The following is a 15,387-nucleotide window of genomic DNA, read 5'->3' on the forward strand; positions in this document are numbered from 1 at the left end:
AGGCTCGCCCTAAGACGAGCGTTAAACATCTAATTCTGTCCCCCGCGCCGTGTCGGCGCAGGGTGAATTCCGTGTACGGCGGCTGATTACCAGCGCGCTTTCAGCAGGTTGGGCTGAATACCACCGATCGATCGGGTATTGCCAAACACCTGCGGCGCAATGCCGGCTTCAAACTCTTCACGGAAATATTTAATCGCGCTCTGCAATGGCTCAACGGCACCCGGTGCGTGGGCACAGAAGGTTTTACCTGGGCCGAGTTGGCGGCAAAGTTGCAGCAGGGTTTCGATGTCACCCGGCTGGCCTTTTTTCTGCTCCAACGCACGCAGGATCTTCACGCTCCATGGCAAGCCATCACGGCACGGCGTACACCAGCCACAGGATTCACGCGCAAAGAACTCTTCGAGGTTACGCACCAGCGACACCATACCAATCTCATGATCGACCGCCATCGCCAGCGCAGTACCTAAACGGCTACCGGCTTTACCGATGCTGGCAAATTCCATTGGCAGGTCGAGATGTTGATCGGTCAGGAAATCCGTACCTGCACCGCCTGGCTGCCAGGCTTTAAACTTCAGGCCATCACGCATGCCACCGGCATAATCTTCCAGAATTTCACGCGCGGTCGTGCCAAACGGCAGTTCCCACACGCCTGGATTTTTCACGCGGCCAGAGAAGCCCATCATTTTGGTGCCGGTGTCTTCGCTGGTAGAGATGTTCTTGTACCAGTCAACGCCGTTGAGGAAGATGGCTGGGACGTTGGACAAGGTTTCCACGTTGTTGACGCAGGTTGGCTTGCCCCACACGCCCGCACTCGCCGGGAACGGTGGCTTAGAACGCGGGTTCGCGCGGCGACCTTCCAGTGAGTTGATCAGCGCGGTCTCTTCACCACAGATGTAACGTCCCGCGCCGGTGTGCACGATCAGTTCAAAATCGAAACCGGTACCGAGAATGTTTTTACCGAGGTAGCCCGCTTCGGTGGCTTCGGCAATCGCACGGCGCAGATGCACGGCCGCTTCGATATACTCGCCACGCAAGAAGATGTAGCCACGGTAGGCTTTCAAGGCGAACGCACTGATCAGCATACCTTCCACCAACTGGTGCGGCATTTGCTCCATCAGCAGGCGGTCTTTATAGGTGCCTGGCTCCATTTCATCGGCGTTACACAGCAGGTAACGGATGTTCATGGATTCGTCTTTCGGCATCAGGCTCCACTTCAGGCCGGTGTTAAAGCCTGCGCCACCGCGACCTTTCAGACCGGAGTCTTTCACTGTCGCAACGATTTCGTCCTGGCTCATGCCTTTCAGTGCCTTATCAGCGCCGACATAACCGTTTTTACTGCGATATTCATCGATCCACACCGGTTGCTTGTCGTCGCGCAGACGCCAGGTGAGTGGATGAGTTTCCGCAGTACGAATGATCTGTTTAATGGTCATTGATACTGCTCCAGCAGATTGGCGATGCCTTCCGGGGTCAGATGAACATGGGTATCTTCATCCACCATCATGGTTGGGCCTTTGTCACAGTTACCCAGGCAGCAGGTTGGCAGCAGGGTAAAGCGGCCATCGGCTGTGGTCTGGCCAGGCTTGATATTCAGGTTCTGCTCAAGCGCGGCCTGAATGCCCTGGAAACCTGTGATGTGGCACACCACGCTGTCGCAGTAACGAATAACGTGACGGCCTACCGGCGTACGGTAAATCTGGCTATAGAAAGTGGCCACACCTTCCACGTCACTGGCTGGAATACCCAGCACGTCAGCAATGGCATTGATGGCACCGTCCGGTACCCAACCACGCTGTTTCTGCACGATCTTCAACGCTTCAATCGAAGCGGCGCGCGCATCTTCGTAATGGTGTTTTTCGTGCTCGATAGCGTGGTGCTCGGTCTCGCTCAGCACAAAGACCTCATCAGGGTCGATAGTGTGAATGGCAATTTTTTGATCGTGCATAATTAGCGGTCCACGTCTGACATAACAAAATCGATACTACCGAGGTATACGATCAAGTCGGATACCAGGCTGCCGCGGATCACCGATGGGATCTGCTGCAGATGCGGGAAGCTTGGCGTACGCACACGGGTGCGGTAGCTCATGGTGCTGCCATCGCTGGTCAGGTAGTAGCTGTTGATCCCTTTCGTCGCTTCAATCATCTGGAAGGATTCGTTGGCCGGCATCACCGGGCCCCACGAAACTTGCAGGAAGTGCGTGATCAGGGTTTCGATGTGTTGCAGCGTGCGCTCTTTCGGTGGCGGCGTGGTCAGCGGGTGATCCGCTTTGAACGGGCCTTCCGGCATGTTTTTCAGGCACTGTTCCAGAATGCGCAGTGACTGCCACATCTCTTCCATTTTCAGTTGAACGCGGGTGTAGGCATCACTAATGCCTGCGCCAACCGGGATCTCAAAATCGAAGTTTTCATAGCCTGAATACGGACGCCATTTACGTACGTCAAAGTCGAGGCCGGTGGCACGTAAGCCAGCACCGGTGGTGCCCCACGCCAGCGCTTCGTCCATGTTGTACGCCGCAACGCCTTGCGAACGACCCATCAACACGGTATTGCGCAGTGCGGCTTTGTCATACTCTTTCAGACGCTTCGGCATCCAGTCGAGGAACTCACGCAGCAGACGCTCCCACCCTTTCGGCAGATCGTGAGCCACACCGCCGATGCGGAACCAGGCTGGGTGCATACGGAAACCGGTAATCGCTTCAACCACGTCATAAATTTTCTGACGGTCGGTAAAGGCGAAGAACACCGGTGTCATCGCGCCAACGTCCTGGATAAAGGTGGAGATGTACAGCAAGTGGCTGTTGATGCGGAACAGCTCAGACAGCATCACGCGGATCACATTGACGCGATCTGGCACGGTGATCCCGGCTAATTTTTCCACCGCCAGCACGTAAGGCATCTCGTTCACGCAGCCGCCGAGATATTCGATACGGTCAGTGTACGGAATGTAGCTGTGCCAGGATTGACGCTCGCCCATCTTCTCGGCACCACGGTGGTGATAACCGACATCAGGTACGCAGTCGACGATCTCTTCGCCATCCAACTGCAGGATGATACGGAAGGCACCGTGCGCGGACGGGTGGTTAGGACCCAGGTTGAGGAACATGAAGTCCTCATTGGTGGTGCTACGCTTCATGCCCCAGTCTTCAGGCTTGAAGGTCAGCGCCTCCATCTCCAGATCTTCTTTCTGTTTGGTCAGCTCGAATGGGTCGAACTCAGTGGCACGCGCCGGGTAATCTTTACGCAGCGGATGGCCTTCCCAGGTCTGCGGCATCATGATGCGCGTCAGGTGCGGGTGACCATTAAAGGTGATACCAAACATCTCCCAGGTTTCGCGCTCATACCAGTTGGCATTGGCGAAGATTTTGGTGATGGTTGGCACATTCAGATCGTTTTCAGACAGCGCCACCTTGAGCATGATGTCGCGGTTGCGTTCAATTGAAAGCAGGTGATAGAAAACGGAAAAATCCGCGGCGGGTAAACCGGCGCGGTTGGTACGTAAACGCTCATCGAAGCCGTGCAAGTCATACAGCATGACGTACGGCTTTGGCAGCTTACGCAAGAATTCGACAATTTCCAGTAACTGTTCACGTTTCACCCAGACGACCGGAATACCGGTGCGGGTGGCCTGAACGGTAAAGGCATCCGGCCCAAAACGGTTACGCAGCTCGCCGACCACTGGATCATCCAGGTGGTCACGGGTTTGCCATGCAGGCTGAGCGAGATCTTGCGTGGTTAAATCTGTCATACGTTACTCACCATTCCGGCCTGTCATCAGGCACTCAAAAGAAGGCGTCAGGATGGCGGCGCACATTAAATTGTGATGTTCTGCTGCGGCCGTTGTGCCATCCGTGTACGGGAAGCTTAAACTTCGTCTGGCGTTCTCAGGTTAGTGACGGCAATACGCTCGCCGCGTTTTCTCTCACGCTCTGGCTGCATATTGGCGCGATAAACGCCCTGATCACCCACCACCCACGACAGTGGACGGCGCTCTTTGCCAATCGACTCACGCAGCAGCAGCAGCGCCTGCATGTAAGCTTCAGGACGCGGTGGGCAGCCCGGAATGTACACGTCAACCGGCAGGAATTTATCCACGCCTTGCACCACAGAGTAGATGTCGTACATGCCGCCCGAGTTCGCACAAGCGCCCATGGAGATCACCCATTTCGGCTCCAGCATCTGGTCATACAAACGCTGAATAACCGGCGCCATTTTGGTAAAGGGCGTACCGGCGATCACCATAAAGTCAGCCTGACGTGGAGAGGCACGCATAACTTCCGCACCAAAACGTGCCACGTCATGCACCGCAGTGAATGACGTGGTCATTTCCACGTAGCAACAGGAAAGGCCGAAGTTATACGGCCAGAGAGAGTTCTTACGACCCCAGTTCACCATGTCATGCAGGGCGTGCTCGAGCTTGCCCATGTAGACGCTGCGATGAACGTGCTGCTCCAGGGGATCGGTAACAATCTCCTGTTTCTGCAGAGGATAACGATCGTTATCACCGCCGCCGTTCGGGTCTACGCGTGTCAGCGTGTAGTCCATCTTATTGCCTCGCTTTTACTGCTTATGAGGGTTGGTGTGGTTGTGGCTGACCGGGATTGATTTGACCACTACGCGACGACGCGCAGGAGCCCAATCCAGTGCACCGATGCGCACCAGATAAACCAGGCCTGCCAATAGCACCAAAATGAAAATTGCGGCTTCGACAAAGCCAACCCAACCGCTTTCACGGATTGAAGTCGACCATGCGTATAAATAGAGGGCTTCGACGTCGAAAATAACGAAGAACATCGCAACCAGATAGAATTTAGCGGAGAGGCGAATATGAGTATCACCGACAGATTCGATACCCGATTCAAACGGGGTGTCTTTATGGCGTGCCCGTGCACGACCACCTAATAACCAACCGCCGGTCAACATGAAGGCACACAGGCCAAATGCAATAACAATAAAAACAATAAACGCCCAGTGATGAGCGATCACTTCTGTGGTTGTCGACATACTCTTTGCTTACTCATCAAAAGTGGCGCTGGCATCCTGCACTGTTGCAGCAAACACACCACATGAATTCAAGGGAAGGATAAAAAACCTTGTAAACTATGCTGTCATTATCAAATAAGCAGCAATTTTATGGGGTTTTTTACTCCTTTCTATAACCTTTTGTCAACTTTGACAAAAGCATCCAAACATTAATTAACACCCGTAGCATATTATTAACAAACGAACCCCATCATACCAGCTAAATCGCTTCAGTTTGTGAGGTTAATTTCAGTGTAGCGGGTATTCACATGCATGGATCGTGCATTTAACAATCATATTTTGACAGGTCTTACAGGGATTTCCCCCCCCTTATAGGGGGTATTTTTTTGATCCAGAACACATAATGGTGTTTTTTGCTGTAAAAATCGGCGATCGGTACAGGCAAATGCCCTGGGAAAGATGGCACGGAATGATAAAGAAGTTCCACTTTGAGCAAAAATGGAACAATCTCCATTTTTCAGGAAGACAGGAAAATTATTGATGGCGAATCGCGTTAGAAAGCGTGAATTAAAATGCATAAAAAAAGCCTTAGCTGATGTTTATCAGTCTAAGGCTCATTTTAATAAGTTTTAACAATTAACCGGTATTCCACTGTGAAGGAATAACCCGCTATTGTTCTCCTTACTCTTCGTCATCCAACAGCAGGGTGCCATCTGGATTTGCCGTCAGATTGTAAGGATCGTTGGTCGACTGCATCGCATTGAAGATCGCCAGCGCCAACTCGTTATCACTGTCTGGATTACGACACAACAGGTACTGAGTATCCGGCAATACCGGCAGCCCTTCAGCTGCACCCATCACACGCAGCTCTGGGCTCATCATCTCAACCGGACGTGCTGTAACACCCAGACCCGCTTTCACTGCCGCACGCACCGCTGCCAGCGTTGATGCAACATACGAAATGCGCCATGGGATGCCCGCTTCATTCAGGTGATCGATCGCCATGTCACGATACGGACTTGGTTCATCCAGCAGCACCAGTGGAATGGCTTCGCCGCGCTGGAAGATGTAATCCGCAGCACAGTACCAAAGCGTAGGTGAGGTACGCAGGACCTGATGGGTGAAATTACCAGGACTGGACGTGGTGACAACCAGATCAACCTCACCCTGATTCAGCATTTCCATCATGAACGGGTTGCGTTTGACGCGCACATCAATGGCCAGCTTCGGATAGACCGACGTTACGCGGTTAAGCAGGAACGGCAGAATGGTATCGGAAGTGTCATCGGAGGCGCCGATGGTCAGTACGCCCTGGATGTTGCTGTACATTAAAGAGGTGCACGCTTCGTCGTTGAAACGAAGGATCTTTCTGGCGTAGCCGAGCAACTGGATGCCATGCTCCGTCAACAGTTTATTACGTCCATGTCTGGCAAACAGCTCTTTACCTACCAATTGTTCCAGACGTTGCATCTGCTGACTTACTGCGGATTGCGTTCTGCACACTGCTGCAGCCGCCGCCGCAAAAGTATTCAAGTCAGCAACAGCAACAAAAGTACGCAGCAGATCGAGGTCGAGATTCAGTATCGGACGATTTGCATTAGTCATGTTTTTTCTTCACTTATAAGATTTTTTAAAACTACTACCCTGGTGTATTACCCTACTTATCAAATAGATAAGAGGTAATGGTGCTTAATGACAGCCCTGTGTGGAGCTGTCATGGAAAAATCGTGTCAGGCGGATGCCGACGGATACGTCACTCTGTATTCAGAGGAGCGCCGTCTAATAAGACAGAACAACTTCGGGTCCGAAGACGTATGTCGCACAGGTGCTGGAAGCTGCGTAGTTGTCTAGTTTCCCGCGAAAACGGCCTGCGGGTCAAAAAGAGATAACATCATGTTATGCTGATGCGAAGCGATAAAGTGCATCAAATAATAAATTATACTTAATCATTTTTACGCTTTAAAGGGAAATGTTTTCGATCAAATCATCGCATTTTTTGACCAAATCCCTTTTCCGCTACATCCTGCCACAATGCCGCTCATTTTTTAACCGCCCAGGTTCTTAAACTGCTGCAGCAGCGTTAAAGTTACAGTGTAAATGCTATTTAAACTGCTGCTGTTATCAGAATAGGTCACTTCGCAGCGCTTCATGCTGCCACCTTAAACTGATTAAGAATGCGTGACATTCAATGGCACCAGCGATGGCTGCAACGGCACTGTTTAGTTCTTCGACATCCAACAAGATTTCTTTAACTATTTCATCAGGTCGCTAATGGTTTTTTTCGCAGGATGTAAATAAAAAATTTCTTAATGACCTCCAATACCTATGGATTTGCGGCTTTACAGTGCCAGCACAAACCACCAGCATTTTGTATCACAAAAAAACACACCAATAGAGTTATTAACCAGATTAACCCTCATATACTGCGTTTTGCGCCACCCGAGGCGGGAATCATTGGCAAACGCGCCAAAACCTTAAGCCGCCCTTCTTTTGTGACAGTGAGAGGAGTAAATTGGGCAGGTTTGATTTTGGTGGCAGGTTAAAGGACTCTGCCCGTTAAGGCGGTAACGATGAATTTTCAAATTGATAAATCCGGCAAGCTGGAAAATGTCTGTTATGACATCCGTGGCCCGGTACTGAAAGAAGCTAAGCGTCTGGAAGAAGAAGGTAATAAAGTTCTCAAACTCAACATCGGCAACCCTGCCCCGTTTGGTTTTGAAGCCCCTGATGAAATTTTGGTTGATGTGATTCGCAACCTGCCGAGTTCGCAAGGCTATTGTGATTCAAAAGGACTGTATTCAGCGCGTAAAGCGATTATGCAGCACTACCAGGCGCGTGATATGCGCGATGTTACCGTCGAAGATATCTACATTGGTAACGGTGTCTCTGAACTGATTGTGCAGGCGATGCAAGCATTGCTGAACAGTGGTGATGAGATGCTGGTACCTGCGCCAGATTATCCGTTATGGACGGCAGCCGTGTCGCTGTCGAGCGGTAAAGCTGTGCATTATCTGTGTGATGAGTCTGCGGGCTGGTTCCCGGATTTGGACGATATCCGCAGTAAGATAACCCCGCGCACGCGTGGCATCGTCATCATCAACCCGAACAACCCAACGGGTGCGGTGTACAGCAAAGAACTGCTGATGGAAGTGGTGGAGATTGCGCGTCAGCACAACCTGATCATTTTCGCTGACGAAATCTACGACAAGATTTTGTACGACGAGTCACAGCATCATTCGATTGCGGCACTGGCGCCGGATCTGCTGACCGTGACCTTTAATGGCCTGTCTAAAACTTACCGTGTTGCGGGGTTCCGTCAGGGTTGGATGGTGTTAAACGGTCCGAAGAAACACGCTAAAGGCTATATCGAAGGGCTGGAAATGCTGGCGTCGATGCGTTTGTGCGCCAACGTACCTGCTCAGCATGCGATTCAAACAGCGCTAGGCGGCTATCAAAGTATCAGCGAGTTTATTGCACCTGGTGGTCGTTTGTATGAGCAGCGCCAACGTGCCTGGGAATTGATTAACGATATTCCGGGCGTCAGCTGCGTGAAACCGCAAGGTGCTTTGTACATGTTCCCGCGCATCGATCCAAAGAAATTCAACATCTTTGACGATCAAAAAATGGTGCTGGATTTCCTGTTACAAGAGAAAGTGCTGCTGGTTCAGGGTACCGCCTTTAACTGGCCATGGCCGGATCACGTGCGCATTGTCACCTTGCCACGTGTTGATGATCTGGAAATGGCGATCAATAAATTTGGTCGTTTCCTGCAAGGCTATCGTCAGTAGTCTGACACACTGACCCGCAATGCATGCAGGCAGCAAGTGAATGAATCCAGGTTGCTTACCTGCGTGAGCGACTTGGGTGAGTGAACTCAGCTCACGCACATGCAACCCGAAGTATGAAGGGTATATACTGTTTTCATCTCGGGGAAGGCACTCCTTCCCCGCCGTGAGAACAGGAACCGTCTATGACCCGTAGCCACTTTTTCGCCCATCTCTCCCGTCTTAAACTGATTAACCGCTGGCCATTGATGCGTAACGTGCGCACCGAAAATGTCTCTGAACACAGTCTTCAGGTGGCGATGGTGGCGCATGCGTTAGCCATCATCAAAAACAAAAAATTTAACGGCAATCTCAATGCAGAGCGTATTGCGATGCTGGCGCTGTATCACGATGCCAGTGAAGTGCTGACCGGTGATTTACCCACGCCGGTGAAGTATTACAACGCGCAAATTGCGCATGAGTACAAAAAGATCGAAAAGATCGCCCAGCAGAAGTTGATCGAGATGTTGCCGCCGGAATTGCAGGATGCCTACCGTCCGTTGATTGACGAGCATTTGCATAGCGAAAGTGAACAAGCGGTGGTGAAACAGGCTGACGCGCTGTGCGCCTACGTGAAATGTCTGGAAGAGCTGTCAGCAGGAAATAACGAGTTTTTGCTGGCCAAGGCACGCCTGGAGAAAACACTGTCACAGCGTCGTTCCCCAGAAATGGATTACTTTGTAGAGATATTCATTCCAAGCTTTAGTCTCTCGCTGGATGAAATTTCTCAGGATACCCCATTATAAAAAACGGGCCGCTATGGCCCGTTCTGTCAGATGTGGGCAGAAAGCGTAAACGTGCCGTTTTCTGCACGTGAAACCACCAGCGGTTCCAGTGTTTTCACCTGCCAGGTCACTTCATTCAGGCGCGGGGCATCCGTGGGTGCATTGACGGCAACCACTGCACTGCGCGCTTCCAGCCCGGCAATAATGCCGGCGGGAGCATCTTCAACCACAACGCATTCCGCTGCAGGCAGCCCCAGGCGTTCAGCACCCAGCAGATACGGCTCCGGGTTCGGTTTACCCAATTTGATGTTTTCTGCGGTAATGAACACTTCCGGCATGGGTAAACCTGCCGCTTTGTGACGCGCGTGAGCCACCGGGATCGATCCTGAGGTCACAATCGCCCAGGGAATCTGCAGTTCGTTAAGCGTGGCGAGCAATGCCTTCGCCCCCGGAATCGCTTGCACGCCCTGCGTGTCTTCTGCTTCTAAACGTTCAAGCCACAGAAACTCCGCCTGAATCGCCTCTTCAGACTGGCCTGCCATAAAATGGCGCAATGAATTGATAGCTGGCTTACCGTGTATGAAGTTCAGGACTTCTTCCGCCGCAATACCCTGGCGCTCGCCCCACAATGACCATGCGCGGATCACCGCAGGCAATGAATCCACCAACGTACCGTCCAAATCAAACAGAAAACCCCTGTACTTCACGCGTCGCTCCTTATTCAGGCATTGAGAATCTGCGCGATTTCGTTCGCGCTAAGATGATACTGACGCGGACAAGTGTGCCACACCGCCAGCATGCGTTGGTATTTTTCCCACATCGGCGTCTGGGCATTAAAGCCATGCGTACCGGAATCAAACTGGGTATAGCGCCCTTCAACGTTCACCATGAAGCGCACATAGCCGAGATAGCGTGCTTCGGTGGCCGCGTCAAAACCGAGAAATGCCAGACGGCGCTCTTCGATAGTACTGGCTTCTTTCAGGTTCGACCAGGAGACATGCAGCGCATGGTGCATTTCCATAATATCGATGAGTTGGCGGCAGGTGGCTTCCGTGAGCTCGCCAAACTCTTTGTCGAGTTCGCGCAGTTGCAGGCCGTAGCCCCGTTCGATGATGGTCTGGTAGCGGCGATAGCGCTCCGCATTTTCCGGCTCAAGCATCGCCATCATTTTATATTGATTGGAGAGGATCAGTCGTTGTGCATGGGTCATTTCCACGGTTCGCTCCCGGGCCATCACGGCCGCTTAAGATTTAAACAATGGATAAATGATTACACAAGGAAAGCGATGCGTGTTTGCCCGCATCACTTTTCTTTGATTTAAACCCGGTTACTGCACACATTCTCTGGCAGTAAAAGGGGATGATCGGTCAAAGATCGTCGAGGAAGGTACGGTCGAGTTGTTTGAAGGCGCGCTTCAGCACATCGGCCAGCGCCTGGTAAGTCGGTTTACCATCAACGGGGGCAATCGCTTGTCCCGCTTCTTCCAGTTTTGCGCGCACTTCGTGGAACCAGTGCAGTAAAGTCGGCGGCAGTGGCGTGATGGAGCGTTTACCCAGCCACCACAATCCCTGCATCGGCAGACTGCAGGCAAACAGTGCGGTGGCAATCGCCGGTCCCAACTGTCCGCCCATGGCGATTTGCCACGTCAGGGTGAATATCGCCAGCGGGGGCATAAAGCGGATGGCAAAACGCGTTGCCGTCACCACGCGGTTTTCAGGGAACATCGGTGCCAGTCGTTTGTCGGCTGGCCAGGTCTTCATGTAACGCTGACCGTTCTGGAATAAACCAAACCAGCCGGGATTGCTTGTGTCATTCGCCATGATAGACCTCAACTAATTCTGCAACGATTAAAATAAAATGATAACTACACAACTTTACGTGACATCCTTCAAAAGATTTTGTCTTTGCGGGTGACAGTGGGTATTCTGACGCCGTTTTAGCAACATTACCGGAAGCTACAGCTCAATAAAAGAGCGGTTTAGAGCCATGTTTCGCTAAGCAGATTTCAAAAATCTGCGTAAAATTACCGAAATTTTTTTGCATGTCGGTCTCTTTTTGACTACCGCATGATGTTAATCATTAATCTACCAGCATTCATGGGCTACGCTGTTAGTCTGATTGCGTTATTTTTAGCCACTCTTTAATCAATAGGTACTTCCATGTCAACGAAGTTAGTACTGGTTCTGAACTGCGGCAGCTCTTCACTTAAGTTTGCCATCCTCAATCCAGCCACCGGTGACGAATATCTGTCAGGTCTGGCGGAGTGTTTCCATTTACCTGAAGCGCGTATCAAATGGAAACTGGAAGGCAGCAAACAAGAAGCGCCTCTCGGCGCAGGTGCAGCGCACAGTGAAGCGCTGAACTTCATTGTTAAAACTATTCTGGCACAAAAACCAGAGCTTTCGGCACAAATCGCTGCAATCGGCCATCGTATCGTTCACGGCGGCGAGCAGCTGACTAAATCGGTCATCATCGATGAATCAGTGATTCAGGGTATTAAAGATGCATCCTCTTTTGCCCCGCTGCACAATCCGGCACATCTTATCGGCATCGACGAAGCGTTGAAGAATTTCCCGCACCTGTCAGATAAAAATGTGGCGGTTTTTGATACGGCATTCCATCAGACTATGCCGGAAGAGTCTTATCTTTATGCTCTGCCGTACAAACTGTACAAAGAGCACGGCGTTCGTCGCTATGGCGCACACGGCACCAGCCACTACTATGTGACGCAGGAAGCCGCCAAAATGCTGAACAAGCCAGTCAACGAACTGAACATCATCACTTGCCACCTCGGCAACGGCGGTTCAGTTTCTGCTATCCGCAACGGTCAGTGCGTCGATACTTCCATGGGTCTGACGCCGCTGGAAGGTCTGGTCATGGGCACCCGCAGTGGTGATATCGACCCGGCGATCGTGTTCTTCCTGCATGACACGCTGGGTATGAGCGTGGATGCGATCAACAAGCTGCTGACCAAAGAGTCTGGTCTGCTGGGTCTGACCGAAGTCACCAGTGACTGCCGCTATGTTGAAGACAACTACGCCACCAAAGAAGATGCCAAGCGTGCGATGGACGTGTTCTGCCACCGTCTGGCGAAATACATCGGCAGCTATACCGCGTTGATGGAAGGTCGTCTGGATGCCGTGGTGTTCACCGGTGGTATCGGTGAGAACGCGGCGATGGTGCGTGAGCTATCATTGGCAAAACTCGCATTGCTGGGCTTCGAAGTGGATCACGAGCGTAACCTTGCTGCCCGCTTTGGTAAGTCTGGTTTTATCAACAAAGAGGGCACCCGCCCGGCCGTGGTGATCCCAACCAACGAAGAGTTGGTCATCGCCCAGGACGCCGCGCGTCTGACCGCCTAAATACACTTCTCTCCGTCAGCTCAGGCTGACGGAGTTGTTTTGGCTAGTCTGCAACACCTGAGAGGTTTTTATAGTGTCACGTACAATCATGCTCATCCCTACCGGCACCAGCGTCGGCCTGACCAGCGTCAGCCTCGGCGTGATTCGTGCCATGGAGCGCAAAGGCGTTCGCCTGAGCGTGTTCAAGCCGATTGCCCAGCCACGTGCGGGCGGCGATGCGCCAGATCAGACCACCACCATCATTCGTAAGAACTCCGCGATCCCTGCCGCTGAACCGCTGCAGATGTCACGCGTTGAGTCACTGTTGGGTTCGAACCAGCAAGACGTGTTGATGGAAGAGATCATTGCTAACTACCACGCTAACGCGCAAGACGCGGAAGTGGTGTTGGTGGAAGGGCTGGTGCCAACCCGTAAGCATCAGTTTGCCTCTTCACTGAACTATGAAATCGCTAAAACCCTGAATGCAGAAATCGTGTTCGTGACGGCGCTGGGCAATGATTCGCCTGCGCAGTTGAAAGAGCGCATTGAATTAACGCAAAGCAGCTTTGGCGGCAGTAAGAACAAAAACATCACCGGCGTGATCATTAATAAGCTGAATGCGCCAGTGGATGAGCAGGGTCGTACGCGCCCTGACCTGTCTGAAATTTTCGATGATTCGACGAAAGCAAATATTGCCAATATCGATCCTAAGCAGCTGTTTGCTAACAGTCCATTGCCGATTCTCGGCTGTGTGCCCTGGAGTTTCGATCTGATCGCGACGCGTGCCATCGATATGTGCCGCCATCTGAATGCAGAGATCATTAACGAAGGTGAGATCCAGACCCGCCGCGTGAAATCGGTGACTTTCTGCGCACGTAGTATTCCGCATATGCTGGAGCACTTCCGTCCGGGTTCACTGCTGGTGACGTCAGCCGATCGTCCAGACGTGTTGGTTGCAGCCTGTCTCGCCGCCATGAACGGTATTGAGATCGGTGCCGTGTTGCTGACCGGTGGTTATCAGATTGAAGCACCGATTGCGCGTCTGTGTGAACGTGCCTTCCAGACCGGCCTGCCGGTGTTTATGGTGAAAACCAATACCTGGCAGACCTCACTGAGCCTGCAGAGCTTTAATCTGGAAGTCCCTGCAGATGATACCCAGCGCATTGAGAAGGTGCAGGAGTATGTGGCCAGCTTTATCGATGCCGATTGGGTGGAATCACTCACCGCCACGTCCGAGCGTAGCCGTCGTCTGTCTCCACCAGCCTTCCGCTATCAACTGACCGAGCTGGCACGTAAAGCCGGCAAACGCATTGTGCTGCCAGAAGGCGACGAGCCGCGTACGGTGAAAGCCGCTGCGATTTGCGCCGAGCGTGGCATTGCATCTTGTGTGCTGTTGGGTAATCCGGACGAGATCCAGCGTGTGGCTGCCGCTCAGGGTGTGGTGCTGGGCCAGGGCATTGAGATTGTCGATCCAGAAGTGGTGCGCGAGAATTATGTGCCGCGTTTGGTTGAGTTGCGTAAGAGCAAAGGCATGACCGAAGTGGTCGCGCAGGAGCAGCTGGAAGATAACGTGATGCTCGGCACCATGATGCTGGAGCGTGGCGAAGTAGACGGTTTGGTGTCGGGTGCAGTGCACACCACCGCGAATACCATTCGTCCGCCGTTGCAGTTGATCAAAACCGCGCCAAACAGTTCGCTGGTGTCTTCAGTGTTCTTTATGCTGCTGCCTGAGCAGGTGCTGGTGTATGGCGACTGTGCGATTAACCCGGATCCGAATCCAGAACAGCTGGCAGAGATCGCGATTCAGTCTGCGGATTCCGCCAAAGCCTTTGGTATCGATCCACGCGTGGCGATGATTTCCTATTCAACCGGTAACTCCGGTGCGGGTAGCGACGTTGAGAAGGTACGCGAAGCGACGCGTATTGCTCAGGAGAAACGTCCTGATCTGGTGATCGATGGTCCGTTGCAGTATGACGCCGCGATTATGGAAGATGTCGCGAAGTCGAAAGCACCAAACTCTGCCGTTGCAGGTCGTGCGACCGTGTTTATCTTCCCGGATCTGAATACCGGTAACACCACTTACAAAGCGGTTCAGCGTTCGGCCGATCTGATTTCCATCGGGCCGATGCTGCAGGGTATGCGCAAGCCGGTGAACGATTTGTCACGTGGCGCATTGGTGGATGACATTGTTTATACCATCGCACTGACCGCGATTCAGTCACAGCAGGCAGAAGGCTAAGCCTTTTTTCTTCCTGCTGAGCGTAGAGAGCATGAGGGTTAAACCTTGTGCTCTTTTTTTTGCTTCAGGTTTGGTGAAATGCGACCGGTAGATTGCCTGGTGCTGTCTTTGCTGGGGGCTGGGGCTGGGGGCTATTGTCGCTGAAAGCTGGGTGCAATAGTTGCTGCAGGCTGGGTGCAATCGACAGGGAAGGCCAGTCCGATCGCGAAGGATAAACGCATCCCTGCAGATCGGCCGCGCCGTCCATGGCGCGGACGCTTCGCTCTTCGCACTGGC

At 52.4% G+C, this 15,387-nt stretch carries 13 protein-coding genes; 4 read left to right on the forward strand and 9 right to left on the reverse strand.

Annotated features, from left to right (window positions below; all coding sequences use genetic code 11):
- Nucleotides 1-86: 86 nt before the first annotated feature.
- The 6 genes from nuoF to lrhA form a co-directional block, all read right to left on the reverse strand.
- Entirely contained in the window at nucleotides 87-1,427 is a 1,341-nt protein-coding gene (gene nuoF / locus ACCW76_RS07395; protein ID WP_436338227.1) for an NADH-quinone oxidoreductase subunit NuoF, read from the reverse strand.
- Between the two features lie 2 nt (nucleotides 1,428-1,429).
- A complete protein-coding gene (gene nuoE / locus ACCW76_RS07400; protein ID WP_038645741.1) occupies nucleotides 1,430-1,945 on the reverse strand; it encodes an NADH-quinone oxidoreductase subunit NuoE in 516 nt (171 codons plus the stop codon).
- A gap of 2 nt (nucleotides 1,946-1,947) precedes the next feature.
- Nucleotides 1,948-3,747 (reverse strand): NADH-quinone oxidoreductase subunit C/D, encoded by a 1,800-nt coding sequence (gene nuoC, locus ACCW76_RS07405; RefSeq protein ID WP_045813647.1) that lies wholly within the window; start codon nucleotides 3,745-3,747, stop codon nucleotides 1,948-1,950.
- A 116-nt stretch (nucleotides 3,748-3,863) separates the two neighbouring features.
- Nucleotides 3,864-4,544, reverse strand: coding sequence for a NuoB/complex I 20 kDa subunit family protein (locus ACCW76_RS07410; RefSeq protein WP_007889318.1), 681 nt, complete (start codon nucleotides 4,542-4,544; stop codon nucleotides 3,864-3,866).
- A 15-nt stretch (nucleotides 4,545-4,559) separates the two neighbouring features.
- On the reverse strand, nucleotides 4,560-5,003 hold the full coding sequence (locus tag ACCW76_RS07415) for an NADH-quinone oxidoreductase subunit A (RefSeq protein ID WP_034825074.1): 444 nt from the start codon (nucleotides 5,001-5,003) through the stop codon (nucleotides 4,560-4,562).
- Nucleotides 5,004-5,663: 660 nt separating this feature from the next.
- Nucleotides 5,664-6,587, reverse strand: coding sequence for a transcriptional regulator LrhA (gene lrhA, locus ACCW76_RS07420; RefSeq protein WP_034825076.1), 924 nt, complete (start codon nucleotides 6,585-6,587; stop codon nucleotides 5,664-5,666).
- A 965-nt stretch (nucleotides 6,588-7,552) separates the two neighbouring features.
- On the opposite strand from lrhA, the gene ACCW76_RS07425 reads away from it, so the two are divergent.
- Both ACCW76_RS07425 and yfbR read left to right on the forward strand, forming a co-directional pair.
- A complete protein-coding gene (locus ACCW76_RS07425) occupies nucleotides 7,553-8,770 on the forward strand; it encodes a pyridoxal phosphate-dependent aminotransferase (protein WP_034825078.1) in 1,218 nt (405 codons plus the stop codon).
- 182 nt (nucleotides 8,771-8,952) lie between these two features.
- Nucleotides 8,953-9,552 (forward strand): 5'-deoxynucleotidase, encoded by a 600-nt coding sequence (yfbR, locus tag ACCW76_RS07430; protein ID WP_034825080.1) that lies wholly within the window; start codon nucleotides 8,953-8,955, stop codon nucleotides 9,550-9,552.
- Nucleotides 9,553-9,578: 26 nt separating this feature from the next.
- On the opposite strand, the gene ACCW76_RS07435 is transcribed toward yfbR, so the two are convergent.
- From ACCW76_RS07435 to yfbV, 3 genes are all read right to left on the reverse strand, one after another.
- The gene (locus tag ACCW76_RS07435) at nucleotides 9,579-10,238 is read right to left on the reverse strand and encodes a sugar phosphatase (protein ID WP_436338175.1); all 660 of its coding nucleotides are present in this window, start codon (nucleotides 10,236-10,238) and stop codon (nucleotides 9,579-9,581) included.
- Between the two features lie 14 nt (nucleotides 10,239-10,252).
- On the reverse strand, nucleotides 10,253-10,747 hold the full coding sequence (locus ACCW76_RS07440; protein WP_045813653.1) for a YfbU family protein: 495 nt from the start codon (nucleotides 10,745-10,747) through the stop codon (nucleotides 10,253-10,255).
- A gap of 151 nt (nucleotides 10,748-10,898) precedes the next feature.
- Nucleotides 10,899-11,351: a terminus macrodomain insulation protein YfbV gene (gene yfbV, locus ACCW76_RS07445; RefSeq protein WP_034825085.1), complete on the reverse strand. Its 453-nt coding sequence runs from the start codon at nucleotides 11,349-11,351 to the stop codon at nucleotides 10,899-10,901.
- Nucleotides 11,352-11,690: 339 nt separating this feature from the next.
- Here yfbV and ackA point away from each other — a divergent pair, with 339 nt between their 5' ends.
- Complete coding sequence (gene ackA / locus ACCW76_RS07450) at nucleotides 11,691-12,893, forward strand: acetate kinase (RefSeq protein ID WP_045813654.1); 1,203 nt, start codon at nucleotides 11,691-11,693, stop codon at nucleotides 12,891-12,893.
- A gap of 73 nt (nucleotides 12,894-12,966) precedes the next feature.
- Nucleotides 12,967-15,111: a phosphate acetyltransferase gene (gene pta / locus ACCW76_RS07455; RefSeq protein WP_182058733.1), complete on the forward strand. Its 2,145-nt coding sequence runs from the start codon at nucleotides 12,967-12,969 to the stop codon at nucleotides 15,109-15,111.
- Nucleotides 15,112-15,387 lie beyond the last annotated feature (276 nt).

The sequence above is a fragment of the Pantoea sp. C8B4 genome (assembly GCF_051336905.1).
Lineage (GTDB): Bacteria > Pseudomonadota > Gammaproteobacteria > Enterobacterales > Enterobacteriaceae > Pantoea > Pantoea rwandensis_B.